The organism is Kitasatospora sp. P5_F3 (assembly GCF_054049135.1).
In genome coordinates this window covers 1-16769 of sequence record NZ_JBFUMY010000039.1, presented here as the reverse complement: position 1 = coordinate 16769, position 16769 = coordinate 1, and the positions used below count along the sequence as shown (strand labels likewise).

The window sequence follows — 16769 nt, the reverse complement described above, 5'->3', positions numbered from 1 at the left end:
GGCAGATGATCTCACCAGCACATGAACCGGGATGGACAGCCCCTCAGTACGGCAGCAGGCCGGTGGTGACCAGATCGAAGTCGAAGGGCGCGGGAATGCGGACGGTCTCGCCGAAGTCCACGTCCTCCCGGCGGTGGTACTTCGTGCCGTCCGGGCGGCTGAACAGCGTGACGGTCTTCTGGCGGGCATCGACCAGCAGGTAGAGCGGAATCCCCATCAGCGGGTAGTCCCGGACCTTGCCCACCCAGTCGTTCTCGGGGTTGGAGGGTGAGACCAGCTCGACCGCGATCGCCGCCGCTCCGGCGGGGACCTGGTTGTCGGTGGTCTCCAGGACGCCTTCCGGAAGGTAGGTCAGGTCCGGGTTCCGGCTCTTGCCGACCTTGGGCGAGACGAGGTCGGTGTTCTCGCTCGGCAGCAGCCCGACCAGGGTGTGGGCGTCGAACTGGCGACGGACCGTCAGGAGGTTCCGTTGGTGGATACCGGACGGACTGGCCGTCATGACGATGGTGTCGCCGGAGAGTTCGGCCTTGAACCCGTCGGGCAGGCTCCTGCGGACCTCTTCGAGGAGGGCGAAGCGCTCGGGGTTCATGGCCGCAATGTAGTCGGCGAGACCGCGCACAGCCCGGCCGTATTTCCTGATCGACTGCCGATTGGTACTTCCGGTGCGGCGCCTGTTGCCGCCGGTTGCTGCCGCTCCCTAGGCTCGCTCACGCAACCGGCCCAGGACGAAGGAATACCGTATGACCATCGCAGCCAGCCCCGACGCGCTCGACCGGAAGATCGACCTCTGCTTCGGCCAGGTCGACCTGGACCGGAACGGCATCATCGACGCCTCGGACGTGCTTGGGCTCGCCGCTCGGACGATCGCCGCTGCGGGCGAGGACTTCGGCTCGCCGAAGGCGGTCGCGATGCTGACGGCGTCTCAGGGGTGGTGGCGCGCACTGGTCGCGGATCTGGACACCAACCGGGACCGGAAGATCCAGCGGCACGAGTACCGGGCCGGGATGCGGCTGCTGGCGGAGGCGCCGGGGGCGTTCGACGACGTGCTGCGGCCGATGGCGCTGGCGGTGTTCCGGCTGATGGACCGGAACGACGACGGGGCGATCTCGGCGGCCGAGTTCTGGGACTTCCAGCGGGCGTTCGGGTCCTCCGAGGCGGCGGCCCGGTTCGCCTTCGAGAAGCTGGACACCGACCGGAACGGGGTGCTCTCCGAGGCGGAGGTGCTGTCGGCGTTCCGCGGGTTCTACACCAGCACCGACCCGGATCAGGTGGGCAACCACCTCTTCGGGGACGCCCTCAACTGAGGCCGGCCGGCGGTTGAGGGGGTGGGCAAGCCGAACGGGTGAACCAGGCCGTCGCGAGTGGCCTGCTTCGGGCGGGGTCGGCATCGTTGCCCTCAGTCCGATCGACCGACGTCCTGGAGGACTCCTCATGCTCGGCACAGACTTCAGTTCGGGTTCGCCCAACTGGCTCGACCTCGGTAGCCCTGACACCGACTCAGCCGCCGCGTTCTACCGCTCCGTCTTCGGCTGGTCGTTCGTCTCCGCCGGGCCCGAGGCCGGTGGGTACGGCTTCTTCCAGGTCGACGGGAAGACCGTCGCCGCCCTCGGGCCGCTCACCGAGGAAGGGGCCAGCTCCGCCTGGATGATCCACTTCAAGGCGGAGGACATCCAGACCACCGTCGCCGCCGTCACGGCCGGTGGCGGCGCCGTCCGGACGGAGCCGATGGACGTCATGGGCGAGGGCTGGCTGGCCCAGGCCACCGACCCGCAGGGCGCCGAGTTCGCCCTCTGGCAGCCGGGGAAGACCGCCGGGCTGGAGCTCACCTCGGCCCCGAACACGCTGCTCTGGGCTGAGCTGCACGTACCCGACCCGGTCGCGGACATCACCTTCTACCAGGGCCTGTTCGGCTGGCGCAGCCAGGAGATGCCGGCGCCCGGCATGACCTACCGGGTGCTGAGCGTCAGGGACGGCGACCAACAGGAGGCTTCCTTCGGCGGGGTCGCACCGACGGACGGCGGCGTGAGCGGCGGGGTCGAGCGCCCCCGCTGGGTGCCGTACTTCCACGCGCAGGACGTCGACGCCACGGTCGCGACGGCGCAGGCCAACGGCGGGTCCGTGCTGATGCCCGCGGCGGACGTGCCGGAGGTCGGCCGGATCGCCTGGCTCGCGGACCCCTTCGGCGCGGTGTTCGCCCTGCTGCGGCCCGACCCGCAGATGTGACGCTCGCGACGGACATACGAGGGAGGGGCCGCACCCCCGTGGGCGGCCCCTCCCTCGTACTGCCTGGCGGTGCGTCAGTCGGTGGCGATGGCCGCCAGGACGTTCATCCGGCCGGCCCGGAAGGCCGGGAGGAGGGCGGCCAGCAGGCCGATCACGGCGGAGGCGAGCAGGATCACCACGATGGTGGTGACCGGGACGGTCAGCAGGCCGACCCCCGAATCCGCCAGCACCTGCTGGGAGGTGACGCCCCAGGCGAGGCCGAGGCCGGTGCCGAGCAGTGCGCCGAAGATGGCGATCACCACGGACTCCAGGCGGATCATCCGGCGGAGCTGACGGCGGGACAGCCCGATCGCGCGGAGCAGACCGATCTCCCTGGTCCGCTCGACCACCGAGAGGGCGAGGGTGTTGACCACGCCCAGGACCGCGACCACGATCGCCAGGCCGAGCAGGCCGTAGACCATGTAGAGCAGGGTGTTGACCTGGCTCTGGATGATGTCCTTGTAGCCCGCCTTGTCGGTGATCATCAGCTGCGGGTACGCCTTGAGGGAGTCCTCCAGCGCGGCCAGCACCTTCGCCGAGTCGGCGCCGTCGGCGACCACGGCGAACATCGCCTTGTCAGCCGGCTGCTCCGCCACCGGGACGGCCTTGGTGACCGTCTCCAGGTTGGCGAAAGTCCCCTGGAACATGTCGCTGTTGGCCTTGATGATCAGCCCGACCGTGAGCTCCTGGGTGCGACCCTGGCCGTAGTCGGCCGTGATCCGGTCGCCCGTCCTGAGGCCGTGCTCCTTGGCGAACTCGCTGCCGACCGCCACCCCACCGACCTCGAAGGCGGCCTGCGCCGACCCGGACTCGGCCGGGATCCTGAAGTCGTCGACGAAGGTCTTCGTGGCGGCCGCCAGCTCCTCCTTGCTGCGCTTGCCGTCGGCGGTGACGTACTCGACCGGGAGTGACTTCTGCAGCGTCAGGTGCTTGAGGCCCTGGACGCCCTGAGCGGCCGCCACCATCGGCGGAGTGAGCTCGCCGCGCTGGGTGGCGACCACGAAGTCGGCACCGACGGACTGGTCGATCATCTCGTTGGCCGAGGAGACCATCGAGGAGGTGACCACCGAGGCCCCGGTGACCAGCGCCAGACCGATCATCAGCGCGGCGGCGGTGGCACCGGTGCGGCGCGGGTTACGGGTGGCGTTGCGCTGCGCCAGCTTGCCGGACGGGCCGAACAGCGCGGGCAGCACCGCCCCGAGCACCCGGATCACGCCGGTGGACAGCAGCGGCCCGAGCACCACCAGGCCGACCAGGCTCAACGTCACGCCCAGGCCCAGCAGTTGCCCGCCGACCGAGGCGGTCGAGGAGCCGGCCGCCGTGACCAGCACCGCTGCGCCGCCACCGCTGAGCAGCAGCCCGATCGCGGCCCGGATGCGGTTGGCCTTGGCCTCGGCGGGTGTGCCGTGGTCGCGCAGGGCGGCCATCGGCGAGATCCGGGACGCCCGGCGGGCCGGGATCCAGGCGGCCAGCACCGTGATCACCACGCCCACCGCGTACGAGGCGATCGGCACGCTGGCACCGATCTCCAGGTCGGCCGAGGAGAGGTTCATCCCGGTGGCCTTCATCAGCTGGATCAGGCCGATCGCCAGACCGATCCCGGCCAGCAGGCCGAGGGTGGAGCCGAGCACACCGAGGATCAGCGCCTCCACCAGCACCGAGCGGTTCACCTGGCTGCGGCTGCCGCCGATGGCCCGCAGCAGGCCGATCTCCCGGGTGCGCTGGGCGACCAGCATCGAGAAGGTGTTGATGATCAGGAACCCGCCGACCAGCAGCGAGATCCCGGCGAAGCCGAGCATCGCGTACTTCATGTAGTCGAGGAAGCTCATGTCGGCCTGGCCGGCGGCCTTCTGCTCCGCGGCGGTCATGACCCGGTACCCGTCGCCCATCGCGGCCAGCGCGGCGGCCTTCAGCTCGTCGTTGCTCTTCGAGCCGTCGCCCGTCACCTCGACCGTGCTGAACGCGGTCTTGCCCAGCAGGTCCTGCTGGGCGGTCGGCAGGTCCAGGAAGGCCAGCGCCGCACCGGGGTTGGTGGTCTGGAAGGTGGCGATGCCGGAGATGGTGAAGTCGTGGTCGCCGCTGACTGTGATCGCCCGCAGCTTGCTGCCGATCCCGAGGCCGGCCTTCTTGGCCGTGTCGGCGTCCAGCACGATCTGGCTCGGGCCGGCCGGGGCCTTGCCCGAGGTGATCTTCAGCATGTTCTGGTTGTCGTGCCAGGAACCGGTGATGGTCGGGGCACCGGTGGTCGGGCCGACCGCCTTGTTGGTCAGCGGGTTGGTCAGCACCGCGTTCTGGACCGAGACCTCGCCGCGTGCCGACTTCACGCCCGGCAGGGCGGCGATCTTCTGCTCGGTCTCGACCGGGACGGTATGGGGCTTGCCGCGAGCGTTGTCCTGGTCGTCGTCGCCCTCGGGGGCGGCCTGCCGGACCGAGATGTCGGAGGCGGTGGTGGCGAAGAGCTTGTCGAAGGTGGCGGTCGCGGTGTTGGAGAACACCAGGGTGCCGGAGACGAACGCGACCGAGAGGACCACAGCGATGAGCGAGAGCGCCATCCGCCCCTTGTGGGCGACGAAGCTCCGTAGTGACGTCTTGAGCAGCATTGGTTTCTGACCCCGTCTCAGCTGGTGCGCTTGCCGTCGAAGCGACGCATGCGCTCGAGGACGGAGTCGGCGGTCGGGGCGTGCATCTCGTCCACCAGGCGGCCGTCCGCCAGGAACAGCACGCGGTCGGCGTAGGAGGCGGCGACCGGGTCGTGGGTGACCATCACGATGGTCTGGCCCAGCTCGTCGACCGAGCGGCGGAGGAAGGTGAGCACCTCGGAGCCGGAGCGGGAGTCGAGGTTGCCGGTGGGCTCGTCGCCGAAGATGATCTCGGGGCGGGCGGCCAGCGCCCGGGCCACCGCGACGCGCTGCTGCTGGCCACCGGAGAGCTGGGTCGGCCGGTGCTTGAGGCGGTCGGCCAGGCCGACGGTGGAGACCACCGTGTCCAGCCAGGCGGCGTCGGGCTTGCGGCCGGCGATGTCCATCGGGAGCGTGATGTTCTCCAGCGCGTTCAGCGTGGGGAGCAGGTTGAAGGACTGGAAGATGAAGCCGATCTTGTCCCGGCGCAGCTTGGTGAGCTGACGGTCCTTCAGGCCGGTGATCTCGGTGTCACCGATCCAGATCCGGCCCTCCGAGACGGTGTCGAGCCCGGCCAGGCAGTGCATCAGGGTGGACTTGCCCGAGCCCGAGGGCCCCATGATCGCGGTGAACCGGCCACGGTGGATGTCCACGTCGACGGCGTCGAGGGCGGTGACCCGGGTCTCCCCCGCGCCGTACGCCTTGGTCACCTGCCGCGCGGCCGCGGCCGGGGCCTCGGGGCCGCCGGAAAGCTGCTGGTCCTTCACGGCGCTGGCTGCCGTCGTCACTGGATTCTCCTCGTTTGTGGTCCACCCGTCGGCTCCAGGATTTCGCAGCGCACCCGTCCGGGGACATGGTGCGGTCTGCCGTCTTCTTCCTGGGGCTGCCCCCACCCTCCAGGTGGTGCTGAGTGGAGTGGCGAGGTAAGAACCACGTTAGGAGCGCCGGCCGAACGGATCGTCATCCGCCGGGAGGAAGCCGACCAACGACCGATGTACGGGCTGCGGGCCCCCTCCCCCTAGGGGTTCCCGCCAGGCGTCTCAGGGATCAGCCGATCAGTACCGGCTCGCCCTGCCGGACCAGCGCGGTCGCGAAGGCGTCCACCACCGGCGTGAGCTGGGCCTCGGCCTCCCGCTCGACCAGCGTCGAGCCGTCCTCCCTGGTGCTGATGTGACGGTCCAGCACGAACCAGCCCTGGGTGATGTGCCCGGCCCCCATCGAGGAGAGCACCGGCCGCAGCGCGTAGTCCACCGCCAGCACGTGCGCGGTCGAGCCGCCGGTGGCCAGCGGCAGCACCGTCTTTCCGGCGAGCGCGTACTGCGGCAGCACGTCCAGCAGGGTCTTCAGCAGTCCCGAGTACGCGGCCTTGTAGACCGGGGTGCCGATCACCACGCCGTCCGCCTCGGCGAACAGCTCGATGGCGCGGGCGAGTCGGGGGTCGCTGGTGTCGGCGGAGAGCAGCGCGGCCGGCGGCAGGCTGCGCACCTCCAGCGGGATCACCCGGTGGCCGTGCCCGGTCAGCCGGGCGTCGACGTGGCGCAGCAGGCGGGTGGTGCGGGAGGTGGCGGAGGGCGAGCCGGAGACGGACAGGACGGTGGCCATGAGGCACCCCAGGGATGTGGAAGCGGGCAGGGCTGACCGCGCGACGGTGCGCGAGAAAGGGGAGGGAGCAGAGGTGGCGAGCGGTCAGCCACTACAGAGGGAGCAGGACACGCGCAGCAGGTCGACGTGCCGCCTCCGCGTGAGAATCCGTTGCTGCTCCATGGCCGTCATGGGACCACGCGGCGTTCGAACGGGTCAAGGTTCGTTCCACCTCGTGAACTTACGGCCGACCGGTCCGGGACGTGCATCAACTCTGTTACAAGGGCCCTGGTGGGAGACCCCACTGCGGTGCGCGGCCGTGGTTTCGGGCATTCTCTCCCACATGAACACGTGGCAGGAGGACCGCCCGGGCGGCGGTAGTGGCGGTGGGGCGTACGGGTCGTACGGCTCCGAGGGCGGGCCGAACCCGTACCGGGACGAGCCCCCGCTGCCGCCCGGGCTGAACCCGCGCGGCCCCGGCGCTCCGGCGCCCCACCGCGTACCCCCGCAGCAGCCGCAGCCGGCCGCTCCGGTCGCGCAGCCCGTACCGGCACAGGCGAACGGCCCCCAGCCGGGTCTGCCGCCGGAGCTCAACCCCCGTGGCCCGGGCGCCCCGCCGCGTACCCCCGGTGCCCCGATACCGCCCGGTCCGGCGCAGCCGCCCACCGCTCCGCCCGGCGCACCGCCCACCGCACCGCCCACCGCACCGCGCCCGGGCAACGCGCGCTGGCCGCGCAGCCGGAAGATCAAATACGGCATCTACGGCACGCTGGCGGCGCTGATGGTGACCGCCGTCGGCACCTACTTCTGGGCCGGTTCCCAGCTCAACCACGAGAACGTGCTGGTCTCGTACGACGGCAGACCGCCCGCCGGGAAGGGCACCAACTGGCTGATCGTCGGCTCGGACAGCCGGCAGGGTCTGTCCGATGCCGACGAGGACGCGCTGCACACCGGTTCCGCCGTGGGCAAGCGCAGCGACTCGATGATGCTGCTGCACATCGGGGACAACGGGAACACCCTGATGAGCATCCCGCGCGACTCCTGGGTGCAGATCCCGGCGCACCCCAACACCAACGGGAGCGGCAAGACCGTCCCGGCCGCCACCACGAAGATCAACGCGGCCTTCAACACCGGCGGCGGCAAGCTGCTGGTGCAGACCGTCGAGCACAACACCGGCATCCGGATCGACCACTACGCCGAGATCGGCTTCGCCGGCTTCGTCGGGATCGTGGACTCGGTCGGCGGCGTGGACATGTGCATCGACAAGCCGATCGCCGACAAGGACTCGGGGCTCAACCTCAAGGCGGGCTGCCAGTCGCTGAGCGGCAAGGAGTCGCTGGCCTTCGTCCGGCAGCGGCACCAGATGGCCGACCAGGACCTGGGCCGGATGCGCAACCAGCAGAAGTTCCTCTCCGCGCTGGCCAACCAGGCCGCCTCGCCGGGCACCCTGCTGAACCCGTTCACCTTCTACCCGATGGTCAGCTCGGGTCTGGGCACCCTGATCGTGGACGACGACGCCGGGCTCAGCGACCTCGGCTCGCTCTTCCTGGCGATGCGCTCGGTCTCGAGCGGCGACGGGAAGTCGATGACCGTGCCGATCGCCAACCCCGACTTCCGCACCCCCACCGGCGAGTCCGCGGTGAAGTGGGACACCACCAAGGCCAAGCAGGTCTTCGACGCTTTCAGAAGCGACAGCGCGGTGCCGGATGTGAAGTAGCGTCAGATCTGAGCAGTCGTCAGACCTGTTCACCCGGACGGCCCATACGGGGCGGCCGTCCGGGCGCCGCTCGCCCACTCTGGAAGCATGAGCAGCACTGGCCGGTCCGGCGGCACCCCGGGGACGTACGGCTCCGAACCCCCGCTGCCACCCTCGCTGAACCCGCGCGGGGCCCCGGCCGCCAAGCCGCCCCGGCGGCGCCGGAACTGGTGGCGCTGCATCCGCTGGACCGTCGGGCTGCTGGTGCTGGCCCTGGTCGGCGGCGCGGTCGGCACCTACGTCTGGGCCGACCGGAAGATCCAGCACGTGGACGCGATCGCCGACTGGTCCGGCCGCCCGGGTGACGGGCCCGGCACCAACTGGCTGCTGATCGGCTCGGACAGCCGGGCCGGGCTGACCGAGCAGCAGGAGCAGGACCTGCACGTCGGCGGCGAGTCGGGGCTCAACACCGACACCATCATGGTGCTGCACCGGGGCGACAACGGCCCGGTGCTGATGAGCATCCCGCGCGACAGCTACGTGCCGATCCCGGGCCACGGCAAGAACAAGATCAACGCGGCCTACGCCCAGGGCGGCCCGCAGCTGCTGGTGCAGACCGTGGAGCAGAACACCGGCATCCGGATCGACCACTACGTCGAGGTCGGCTTCACCGGCATCGTGAGCATCGTCGACTCCCTCGGCGGCGTGGACATGTGCCTGGACCAGCCGGTGGTCGACGCGAAGTCGGGCGCGAACCTGCCGGCCGGCTGCCAGACCCTGAACGGCACCCAGGCCCTCCAACTGGTCCGCACCCGCTACTCGCTGCCCGACTCCGACCTGAGCCGGATCGCCAACCAGCAGGCCTTCCTGCAGGCGCTGGCCGAGGAGGTGCTCAGCCCGTCCACCCTGCTCAACCCGTTCGTCCTGTACCCGTTCCTGAGCGCCGCCCTCGGTGCCCTGACGGTGGACCAGGGCAGCTCGCTCTGGACGCTGGCGCAGTTCGGGCTGCAGATGGACAAGGTGGCGGGCTCCGACGGCCGGACCGTCACGGTGCCGATCGCCGACCAGAACTACCAGACCCCGGCCGGGTCCTCGATCCTCTGGGCCCCGGACGCCTCCAACCAGCTGTTCGGGCGGATCCAGAACGACCAGCCGGTGCCCGCACCGTCCTGAGCTCAGGGGCGGTACATCTGGTGGATCGTGCTGATCTTGCCGGCCTGGTCCACCGTGACGGTGAACTGGTTGCCGTAGCAGTTGTACGGCGGCTGCACCGCGGTCCGGTTCGTCAGGCAGAGCTCCGCGCGGGCCATGAAGTCGTTCAGCGGGATCTGCTTCTCCTTCAGGTCGGCGAGCACGTAGGTCTTGACCTCGTTGCTGAACTCGAACACCTTCACCGCCCCGGTCCCCTCGAAGTAGCTCTCCCCCGGGACATCCGGGCCGCAGACGAACTTGGTCTCCTTGGCCTTCATCCAGACATGGGTGGCGTACCCGACCTCAGCGGCCTCGATCACCCGGCCGACCTGGGCCGCGTCGGCCTTGCAGTCCGCCGGGGTGGCACCCGCTTTGGTCGCGCTCCTGGAGGCCGAGGCAGTCGGCTTCACGGTTGCGGTGACGGAGGGGGAGGCACTGGCCGTCAGCGAAGGCCCGGTCGCGGGCGCCGGGTCCTTCGGCCCGCAGGCGGTCAGGGCCAGCACGGCGGTGGCGAGGACGGCGGTGGCAACGGGCAGGTGGCGAGCGTTCATGGCTGGTTCCCCCAGGACGAAAGACAAGGTCAACCTGCACACGTAGCGCTGGCCCCACCGGGTTACCGCTCGCGCCCCGCTGTGACAGCACCAGGACAATGTCGCGCCGCTGACCCGCCGTCAGCACCGGAACCGCCACAATGTGCTCCATGTCGCTGGTGACCGCACTCATCTACCGCCGCCGCAGCCGCCTGTTGGGCCGCCTGGTGCAGGAGGCCCTCGCGCTGTACGGGATGGAGGTGCCGGCCGCCGCCGAGATCGGCCCCGGACTGCGGGTCTTCCACCGTGGCTTCGGCACCGTGCTGCACCCGTACACCACCCTCGGCGCGGACGTCACCCTCTACAACGGCGTCACCATCGGCCGGGCCGATCCCTGGGTACCGCAGCAGCGCAGCGCGATGCGCCGGGTCGTGCTGGAGGACGGTGTGCTGGTCTGCGCGGGCGCCAAGATCGTCTGTAAGACCGGCATCCTCACCGTCGGTGCGGGCACCATCGTCGGCGCCAACGCCGTCCTGACCACCTCCACCGGGCCGAACGAGATCTGGGCCGGCATCCCGGCCCGCCGGATCGGGATGCGCGAGGACCCCGCCGGTCACACCGACGGGGTCCGGTACGGCAGCTGACGCTACGGGAGGTTRCGGGCCATCACGATGCGCTGGATCTGGTTGGTGCCCTCGTAGATCTGGGTGATCTTGGCGTCGCGCATCATCCGCTCCAGCGGGTAGTCACGGGTGTAGCCGTAACCACCGAGCAGCTGGACGGCGTCGATGGTGATCTCCATCGCGGCGTCGGAGGCGAAGCACTTGGCGGCGGCGCCGAAGAAGGTCAGGTCGGCGTCGGTGCGCTGGGACTTGGCGGCGGCGGCGTAGGTGAGCTGGCGGGCCGCCTCCAGCTTCATCGCCATGTCGGCGAGCATGAACTGCACRCCCTGGAAGTCGCCGATCGGCTTGCCGAACTGCTTGCGCTCCTGGACGTAGCCCTTGGCGTAGTCCAGCGCGCCCTGGGCGATGCCCACCGCCTGGGCGGCGATGGTGACCCGGGTGTGGTCCAGGGTCTTCATCGCGGTGGCGAAACCGGTGCCCTCCGCGCCGATCATSCGGTCSGCCGGGATCCGGACGTTGTCGAAGTAGACCTCGCGGGTSGGCGAGCCCTTGATGCCGAGCTTCTTCTCCGGCGCACCGAACGAGACGCCCGCRTCGCCCTTCTCCACCACGAACGCCGAGATGCCCTTSGTGCGCAGCTCCGGGTCGGTGACGGCGAGCACCGTGTAGAACTCCGAGACACCCGCGTTGGTGATCCAGCGCTTCACGCCGTTGAGCACCCAGAAGTCACCGTCGCGCACCGCGCGGGTCTTCATCCCCGCCGCGTCCGAACCCGCGTCCGGCTCCGACAGGCAGTACGAGAACATGCCCTCGCCGCGGGCCAGCGCACCCAGGTACTTGGCCTTCAGCTCCTCCGAGCCGGACAGTGCAGGTCGTTGGCCTGCAGCGCGTCCAGCGCCTCCTGCGGGAACCGGCCCTGCTCGTCCACCTCCGCCGCGAACGGAGCGATCTTCGCCTCCGCCAGCGACCGCACCGCCTCCCGGAGCATCTCGTGCTCCTCGGAAAGCCGGAAGAGATCGAACACCTTGTCCATGGCGCGGCGCTCCAGAGCGATAGGGAACCAAGTTCCCCTAATAGACCACACTCTGTGCCATCTCGGCCAGCCCCGAGGCACCGAGTGCCTTCAGCGCAGCTCCACGCCGAGCTCCCGCACCAGGTCGGCGGCCTGCTCGGGCGTGGCGAAGACGAAGTAGGTCTCGTAGACGCCGTTCGGCTGCCGCACGAAGTTGACATGGTGGAACCGGCGCGGGTCGGCGTCGGGATCGGGATCGACGTGGCCGATGAACTCCATGATCGCCAGGTGGTCGAGGTACTCGTCCGACTGGTGCTCGGTCGGCTGGGTCACCAGGACGCCGTTGCGGGCGAACTCCAGGACCTCGTCGTACTCCTCGTCCTCACGCAGCCGGACGTCGGTGATGGTCACCGCGCCGTCGGTGAGTTCTGCGGCCGCTGCCAGGATGCCCGCGTAACTCTCCTCCAGATCGTCGACATCGTCCGCGTGGGCCGAGATCGCCACCCCGAACGCCTGGAGCGCGTCGGCCACTTCGTTCGGCGGCAGGTCGTTGTGCGCGAAGTCGGCGTAGTCCGTCAGGACGCTGTCGACCTTCTCCGGGGAGACCATGCCCATCCGCCGGAGCAGCGCCCCCACGTGGGCGTACGAGGTCGGCCGGAACCAGGACAGCAGGTCCCGCAGGCTGTCCTTCCGCTCCCCGTCGAACAGTTCACGCAGACACACCGACGGGACCGCCGCGCCGCCGCCCCGCTTCGCCGGCTGGTCCACGAACGGCACCCCGGTCCACCCGCTCTCCTGCGACGAGTTGGGCGCCCCGGGCCCGGCGGCCGGATCGAACGGGACGTACTGCCACACCGCCCCCCTGTTCCGCCGGATCACCTCGCCCAGGTACCAGCAGGCGCCCTGGACGAACGGTTCCTCCCGCGCGGCGTCGAACTCCTGCACCGTGGCGAACCGTTGGCGCAGCACGGTCTCCAGCCAGTCCAGGGTCTCGGGGTGGAGGTTCCACCGCCACGCCCCGCCGAACGCCTCCCCGGCCCAGGCGGGGAGCGCCTCCCGTCGCTCGGCCAGCCAGGCCGTCAGTGCCGGGTGCTCCGGCAGCGGCACGCCGGGGTCCACCCCCGGCGTGTGCTCCTTGACCGGCTGCCAGTCCGGCACCTCCTGCCGCCGCTCCGCAACGGCCTGCCGCAGTCGCTCGACCTCCTCGGCGAAGGCCGTCCCGGTGCGGACCCGGAGGGCGTACGAGATCAGCAACATCGGTGCGATGGGCGAGAGTTCCAGCTCCTGGTCCGGCCGGACCACCGGCTGTCCCGGCCGCTCGCCGACCGGCCGGGTGTGCCAGCCCCAGGCGCCGCCCGCGACACCAAGCAGGACCTCGCCGAGATAGGCCGTCGCGGCCTCGGCCAACTCCCGGTGCTGCTCGGCGTCGTGGCGCTCCAACAGCTGCCGCTCCAGGGCGTCCAGCGACCCGGGGGAGTAGTCGAAGGTGACCGCGCCGGGAAGCAACACCTGCTCCAGGAGCAGCAGTTGGTGCGGCAGGTCGCCGATCCACCGCTCCAGCAGATCCTGCGGCGAGTTCACGGACTGCGTCTCAGAGGTCATCCGGATACGGTAAGGGGGCGGCCCGACAGTGTGCTCCGACGCCGCCTCAGGAGCGCACTACAGTGATACGGCGGAGTCTGGGGCGGGCGGAATGCGGGGGATCTTGAACGCTGCCGGGATGGACATCGACGGCCGGTACCGGCTGGTCGCGCTGCTCGGGCGGGGCGGCATGGGCGAGGTCTGGCGGGCGTACGATCCCCGGCTGGACCGCCAGGTCGCGATCAAGTTCCTGCCTCCCCGGTCGGCCGAGGAGCACCGGGTCCGGGAGAGATTCCGCCGCGAGGCCAGGGTCACCGCACAGCTCAAGCACCCGGGCATCACCCAGGTCTTCGACAGCGGGGCCCAGGACGGGCAGCTCTACCTGGTGATGGAGTTGCTCGACGGGCGGGACCTGGGCGCGGTGCTCAAGGAACGGACCTCCGGACTGCCGGTCGACCAGGCGGTGGAGCTGGCCGCGCAGGTCGCCGACGCGCTGTCGCACGCGCACCGGGCGAGCATCGTGCACCGCGACATCAAGCCCGCCAACCTGATGCTGCTCCCCGGCAGCCGGGTCAAGGTGTGCGACTTCGGGCTGGCCGGGTTCATCCGGGCCGACTCCGACCTCACCCAGGAGGGCACGCTGCTGGGCACACCCGCCTACATGGCCCCGGAGCAGTGCCGGCGGGATCAGCTGGACGGGCGGGCCGATCTGTACGCCCTAGGGTGTGTGCTGTTCGCCCTGCTCACCGGGAGTCCGCCGTTCTCCCCGTACGGGGACCAGTGGGTCGTGATGCTGGATCACCTCCACACCCCGCCACCGCTGCTGGCCTCGCGCCGCCCGGGCATCCCGGACGAGCTGGAGCGGCTCGTGGCGGCGTTGCTCAGCAAGCAGCCCGACGCCCGGCCCGGGTACGCGGGCGTCGTCGCGGAGCAGCTCAGGGATCTCGGCCGACCTCGACACCACACGGTCCCGGCCCCCGCTCCGGCCCTCGCCCCTGCGAAGACGGTCGGCACCGAGCAGCCGGAACTCGCCATCGCCGTGAACCAGAACGAGTTCCTGCCGCCGGACGCCACCGAGGTCAATGCCATCGTGACCGTCAGCGGGTCGGCGGCCCGCCCCGAGGACCTGGCGGCAGCGGCGCCGCGGTCGCTGGTCTTCCTGCTCGGCCTCTCCAGCGGGCTGCCCGCAGCGGACTTCCGGGCCGTCGGTCAGGGTGTCGCCGACGCCGTCGACGGGCTGGACGAAGGTGTCGCGTTCGCGGTGGTGGCCGGCTCGGAGTACGCGCGGATGCTCTATCCCGACACCATGCGCCTGGTCCGGGCGAACGCGGTGACCAAGGCCGAGGCGCGCGCCGCACTGACCCGGCTCGAACCGGTCGGATCGGCGGCGCTCGGACGCTGGATCCGGCTGGCGGACCGGTTGTTCACCGCGCACGCCGACACGGTGCGCACCGCGATCCTGCTGACCGACCTGGAGGCCACGGCCGAGACCCCCGACGACCTCGCGGCGGCCCTCGCCTCCTCCGTCGGGCGCTTCTCCTGCCACGCACGCGGCATCGGCAACGACTGGTCGGTGAGCCAGATCCGATCGGTCACCAGCGCGCTGTCCGGCACCTTGGGCATCGTGGCCGCCCCGGCCGCGCCCACGGCGGAGGCGAGCCTGGCCCGCGAACTGGCCTCGGTCATCGACGCCACCCGCCGGCCGTACGCCCGCAACCTCGCGTTGCGGATCACCGTGCCGACGGGCGCGCGGGTGCGGTTCCTCAAGCAGGTCGCACCGGCGGTGGAGGACCTGACGGACCGTGGGCAACCAGTCGGTCCCGGCGCCCTCGAGTACGCGGTCGACGTGCCCGGCAACGGGTCCCGTGAGTACCACGTGCTGATCGAGGTACCGGCCGGCCGCCCCGGGGACGAACTCCAGGCGGCCGAGCTCGCCGTCGTCCTGCTCCCCCCGGCGGGCGACGGCCGTACCCTCGCCCGGGCACCGGTCCGTGCCGTCTGGACCGACGACCTCGCGGAGTCGACCCGGATCTCGCCCCGGACAGCGCACTACACGGGCCAGGCAGAACTGGCCCGGTCGATCGCCGAGGGCCTCGCCGCCCACCGCCGGGGCAGTCCGGACTGACGATGGGTCAGCGGACGCCGTGGGGGGCCCGGAGGTCGTTCAGGGTCTCCTGGAAGCTGCGGATCAGGGCGGCGAGGCCGGTTTCGAAGGCCCGCTCGCGGAAGTCGGACGGGGCGTTGAGCAGCGGTTCGAGCCCGGGCGGCAGGGTTTCGGGGGTCCAGGCCGCGGCGTGCGGGCGGTCGAGGTGGAGTGCTGAGCCGATCAGGAGGTACTCGACGGCCTGGACCACCGGGAGCACGAGCTCCTCCGGCCAGCCCGCCTCCCGCAGTACGGCGAACGTACAGGCGTAGCCCTGCAGGGCGGCGACGGACCGGGTCGGTCGGCCGGCCAGCAGCGGCACCATGTTCGGGTGGGCGGCGAGTGCGGAGCGGTACGAGCGGGCCCAGCTGTCCAGGGCGGCGGTCCACGGGCGGACGGTCGGGTCGAGGTCCATCTCGGCGACGATCAGGTCGCCGATGCCGTCGATGATCTCGTCCCGGCTGGAGACGTGGTTGTAGAGCGACGGTCCCTTGACGCCCAGTCGGGCGGCGATCCGGGTGGTGGCGAGTGAGCCGGTGCCCTCCTCGTCGACCAGTGCGAGCGCGGCTCGCATGATCCCGTCCCGGGTCAGCAGTGGCCTTGGCGGCCTGCCCATCTGAGTTCGTCCTCTCGCCTGCTTCTTGTTACCCCCGGGTATTGGTCGACGGTGTCAACTAGTGTACGTTCTCGCCCAGGTAAAACTACGGACTCTAGTTTTAGGGCCGGTGCGGGCGCGATCTGCGACTGACGGCCCCTCAGATGAAAGGCCACGTCCCCGATATGAGTACCAGGGCAAAGCTCGTTGCCGCCGCGGCCCTGACTGCCGCGATCTCCACCGGCCTCGCCGCCCCGGCGGTTGCCGCCACCCCGGCGCAGGCGCCGGCCGTCGCCCCCGCCGTCGCCCCCGCGATCGGCGCCGCGGTGACCGAGGCCCAGTGGCTGGCCGATGTCAGCGCCGCGATCGCGCCGGCCCGCGCGTACGTCGAACAGCGCACGGAGCGGCCCACGGGCGAGAAGCCCGCGATCGTGTTCGACATCGACAACACCACCCTCGCCACGCACTTCCACCCGTTCACGATGCCGGGCATGGCGCCGGTCGTTGAGCTGGCGCAGTACGCCCACGCGCACGGGGTCGCGGTCATCTTCGTCACCGCGAGGGTGGACTTCATCGCGCCGGTCACCCGGTACAGCCTGGAGAAGGCCGGCTACACCGTGGACGAGCTGCGCGGGCGCGACCTGTGCGACCTCTTCAAGCCGGTCCAGCAGTACAAGACCGAGCAGCGGATCAAGGTCGAGAACGAGGGCTACACGGTCATCGCCAGCGTCGGCAACAACTGGACCGACCTGAACGGCGGCCACGCCGAGCAGACCTTCAAGCTGCCGGACTACGACGGCCTGCTCTCTTAGGCCGACCGGCAATTGGGGGGTGGGCGGCGTCGCGGCGCCGGGGCACGCACCTCGCCGGCTTCTCGTCGGTCGCCGATGCTCCGCATGGACTCCCTCCTCGGCACCGCCGAGGCACGCACCCCACC

The 16769-nt window shown here is 70.8% G+C and carries 14 protein-coding genes and 1 pseudogene; 7 read left to right on the top strand and 8 right to left on the bottom strand.

Features of this window, described 5'->3' with window-relative positions; translation table 11 throughout:
* Positions 1-43 precede the first annotated feature (43 nt).
* Positions 44-589, bottom strand: coding sequence for a Uma2 family endonuclease (locus ACXJMZ_RS23515; RefSeq protein ID WP_457032030.1), 546 nt, complete (start codon positions 587-589; stop codon positions 44-46).
* A gap of 151 nt (positions 590-740) precedes the next feature.
* Between ACXJMZ_RS23515 and ACXJMZ_RS23510 the strand changes: the two genes are divergently transcribed.
* On the top strand, positions 741-1304 hold the full coding sequence (locus ACXJMZ_RS23510) for an EF-hand domain-containing protein (RefSeq protein ID WP_457032029.1): 564 nt from the start codon (positions 741-743) through the stop codon (positions 1302-1304).
* Positions 1305-1431: 127 nt separating this feature from the next.
* Complete coding sequence (locus ACXJMZ_RS23505; protein WP_457032028.1) at positions 1432-2223, top strand: VOC family protein; 792 nt, start codon at positions 1432-1434, stop codon at positions 2221-2223.
* A gap of 74 nt (positions 2224-2297) precedes the next feature.
* Here ACXJMZ_RS23505 and ACXJMZ_RS23500 read toward each other — a convergent pair whose 3' ends face one another.
* The 3 genes from ACXJMZ_RS23500 to ssuE all read right to left on the bottom strand — a co-directional run bounded on the left by ACXJMZ_RS23500 (position 2298) and on the right by ssuE (position 6482).
* Positions 2298-4862, bottom strand: coding sequence for an ABC transporter permease (locus tag ACXJMZ_RS23500; protein WP_457032027.1), 2565 nt, complete (start codon positions 4860-4862; stop codon positions 2298-2300).
* A gap of 17 nt (positions 4863-4879) precedes the next feature.
* Positions 4880-5668, bottom strand: coding sequence for an ABC transporter ATP-binding protein (locus ACXJMZ_RS23495; protein WP_057232546.1), 789 nt, complete (start codon positions 5666-5668; stop codon positions 4880-4882).
* A 259-nt stretch (positions 5669-5927) separates the two neighbouring features.
* Positions 5928-6482 (bottom strand): NADPH-dependent FMN reductase, encoded by a 555-nt coding sequence (ssuE, locus tag ACXJMZ_RS23490; RefSeq protein ID WP_457032026.1) that lies wholly within the window; start codon positions 6480-6482, stop codon positions 5928-5930.
* 322 nt (positions 6483-6804) lie between these two features.
* Here ssuE and ACXJMZ_RS23485 point away from each other — a divergent pair, with 322 nt between their 5' ends.
* Together ACXJMZ_RS23485 and ACXJMZ_RS23480 are read left to right on the top strand one after the other, a co-directional pair.
* On the top strand, positions 6805-8178 hold the full coding sequence (locus ACXJMZ_RS23485) for an LCP family protein (RefSeq protein ID WP_457032025.1): 1374 nt from the start codon (positions 6805-6807) through the stop codon (positions 8176-8178).
* A gap of 87 nt (positions 8179-8265) precedes the next feature.
* On the top strand, positions 8266-9330 hold the full coding sequence (locus tag ACXJMZ_RS23480; protein WP_457032024.1) for an LCP family protein: 1065 nt from the start codon (positions 8266-8268) through the stop codon (positions 9328-9330).
* A 2-nt stretch (positions 9331-9332) separates the two neighbouring features.
* On the opposite strand, the gene ACXJMZ_RS23475 is transcribed toward ACXJMZ_RS23480, so the two are convergent.
* Complete coding sequence (locus ACXJMZ_RS23475) at positions 9333-9899, bottom strand: hypothetical protein (protein WP_457032023.1); 567 nt, start codon at positions 9897-9899, stop codon at positions 9333-9335.
* Positions 9900-10048: 149 nt separating this feature from the next.
* Here ACXJMZ_RS23475 and ACXJMZ_RS23470 point away from each other — a divergent pair, with 149 nt between their 5' ends.
* Positions 10049-10522, top strand: a complete 474-nt coding sequence (locus ACXJMZ_RS23470) for a hypothetical protein (protein WP_457032022.1) — start codon at positions 10049-10051, stop codon at positions 10520-10522.
* A 2-nt stretch (positions 10523-10524) separates the two neighbouring features.
* Here ACXJMZ_RS23470 and ACXJMZ_RS23465 read toward each other — a convergent pair.
* Together ACXJMZ_RS23465 and ACXJMZ_RS23460 are read right to left on the bottom strand one after the other, a co-directional pair.
* Positions 10525-11534 (bottom strand): annotated as a pseudogene (locus ACXJMZ_RS23465) (acyl-CoA dehydrogenase family protein).
* Between the two features lie 90 nt (positions 11535-11624).
* On the bottom strand, positions 11625-13115 hold the full coding sequence (locus ACXJMZ_RS23460) for a hypothetical protein (protein ID WP_457032021.1): 1491 nt from the start codon (positions 13113-13115) through the stop codon (positions 11625-11627).
* A gap of 118 nt (positions 13116-13233) precedes the next feature.
* Between ACXJMZ_RS23460 and ACXJMZ_RS23455 the strand changes: the two genes are divergently transcribed.
* Positions 13234-15219, top strand: a complete 1986-nt coding sequence (locus ACXJMZ_RS23455) for a serine/threonine-protein kinase (protein WP_457032020.1) — start codon at positions 13234-13236, stop codon at positions 15217-15219.
* Between the two features lie 7 nt (positions 15220-15226).
* Here ACXJMZ_RS23455 and ACXJMZ_RS23450 read toward each other — a convergent pair whose 3' ends face one another.
* Positions 15227-15853, bottom strand: a complete 627-nt coding sequence (locus ACXJMZ_RS23450) for a TetR/AcrR family transcriptional regulator C-terminal domain-containing protein (RefSeq protein WP_457032019.1) — start codon at positions 15851-15853, stop codon at positions 15227-15229.
* 164 nt (positions 15854-16017) lie between these two features.
* Between ACXJMZ_RS23450 and ACXJMZ_RS23445 the strand changes: the two genes are divergently transcribed.
* The gene (locus ACXJMZ_RS23445) at positions 16018-16644 is read left to right on the top strand and encodes an HAD family acid phosphatase (RefSeq protein WP_457032018.1); all 627 of its coding nucleotides are present in this window, start codon (positions 16018-16020) and stop codon (positions 16642-16644) included.
* Positions 16645-16769: the final 125 nt, after the last annotated feature.

Coding starts and splice junctions, on each gene's coding strand:
- ACXJMZ_RS23515 (WP_457032030.1), bottom strand. CDS start 589: ATGAACCCCGAGCGCTTCGCCCTCCTCGAAGAGGTCCGCAGGAGCCTG.
- ACXJMZ_RS23510 (WP_457032029.1), top strand. CDS start 741: ATGACCATCGCAGCCAGCCCCGACGCGCTCGACCGGAAGATCGACCTC.
- ACXJMZ_RS23505 (WP_457032028.1), top strand. CDS start 1,432: ATGCTCGGCACAGACTTCAGTTCGGGTTCGCCCAACTGGCTCGACCTC.
- ACXJMZ_RS23500 (WP_457032027.1), bottom strand. CDS start 4,862: ATGCTGCTCAAGACGTCACTACGGAGCTTCGTCGCCCACAAGGGGCGG.
- ssuE (WP_457032026.1), bottom strand. CDS start 6,482: ATGGCCACCGTCCTGTCCGTCTCCGGCTCGCCCTCCGCCACCTCCCGC.
- ACXJMZ_RS23485 (WP_457032025.1), top strand. CDS start 6,805: ATGAACACGTGGCAGGAGGACCGCCCGGGCGGCGGTAGTGGCGGTGGG.
- ACXJMZ_RS23480 (WP_457032024.1), top strand. CDS start 8,266: ATGAGCAGCACTGGCCGGTCCGGCGGCACCCCGGGGACGTACGGCTCC.
- ACXJMZ_RS23475 (WP_457032023.1), bottom strand. CDS start 9,899: ATGAACGCTCGCCACCTGCCCGTTGCCACCGCCGTCCTCGCCACCGCC.
- ACXJMZ_RS23470 (WP_457032022.1), top strand. CDS start 10,049: ATGTCGCTGGTGACCGCACTCATCTACCGCCGCCGCAGCCGCCTGTTG.
- ACXJMZ_RS23460 (WP_457032021.1), bottom strand. CDS start 13,115: ATGACCTCTGAGACGCAGTCCGTGAACTCGCCGCAGGATCTGCTGGAG.
- ACXJMZ_RS23455 (WP_457032020.1), top strand. CDS start 13,234: ATGGACATCGACGGCCGGTACCGGCTGGTCGCGCTGCTCGGGCGGGGC.
- ACXJMZ_RS23450 (WP_457032019.1), bottom strand. CDS start 15,853: ATGGGCAGGCCGCCAAGGCCACTGCTGACCCGGGACGGGATCATGCGA.
- ACXJMZ_RS23445 (WP_457032018.1), top strand. CDS start 16,018: ATGAGTACCAGGGCAAAGCTCGTTGCCGCCGCGGCCCTGACTGCCGCG.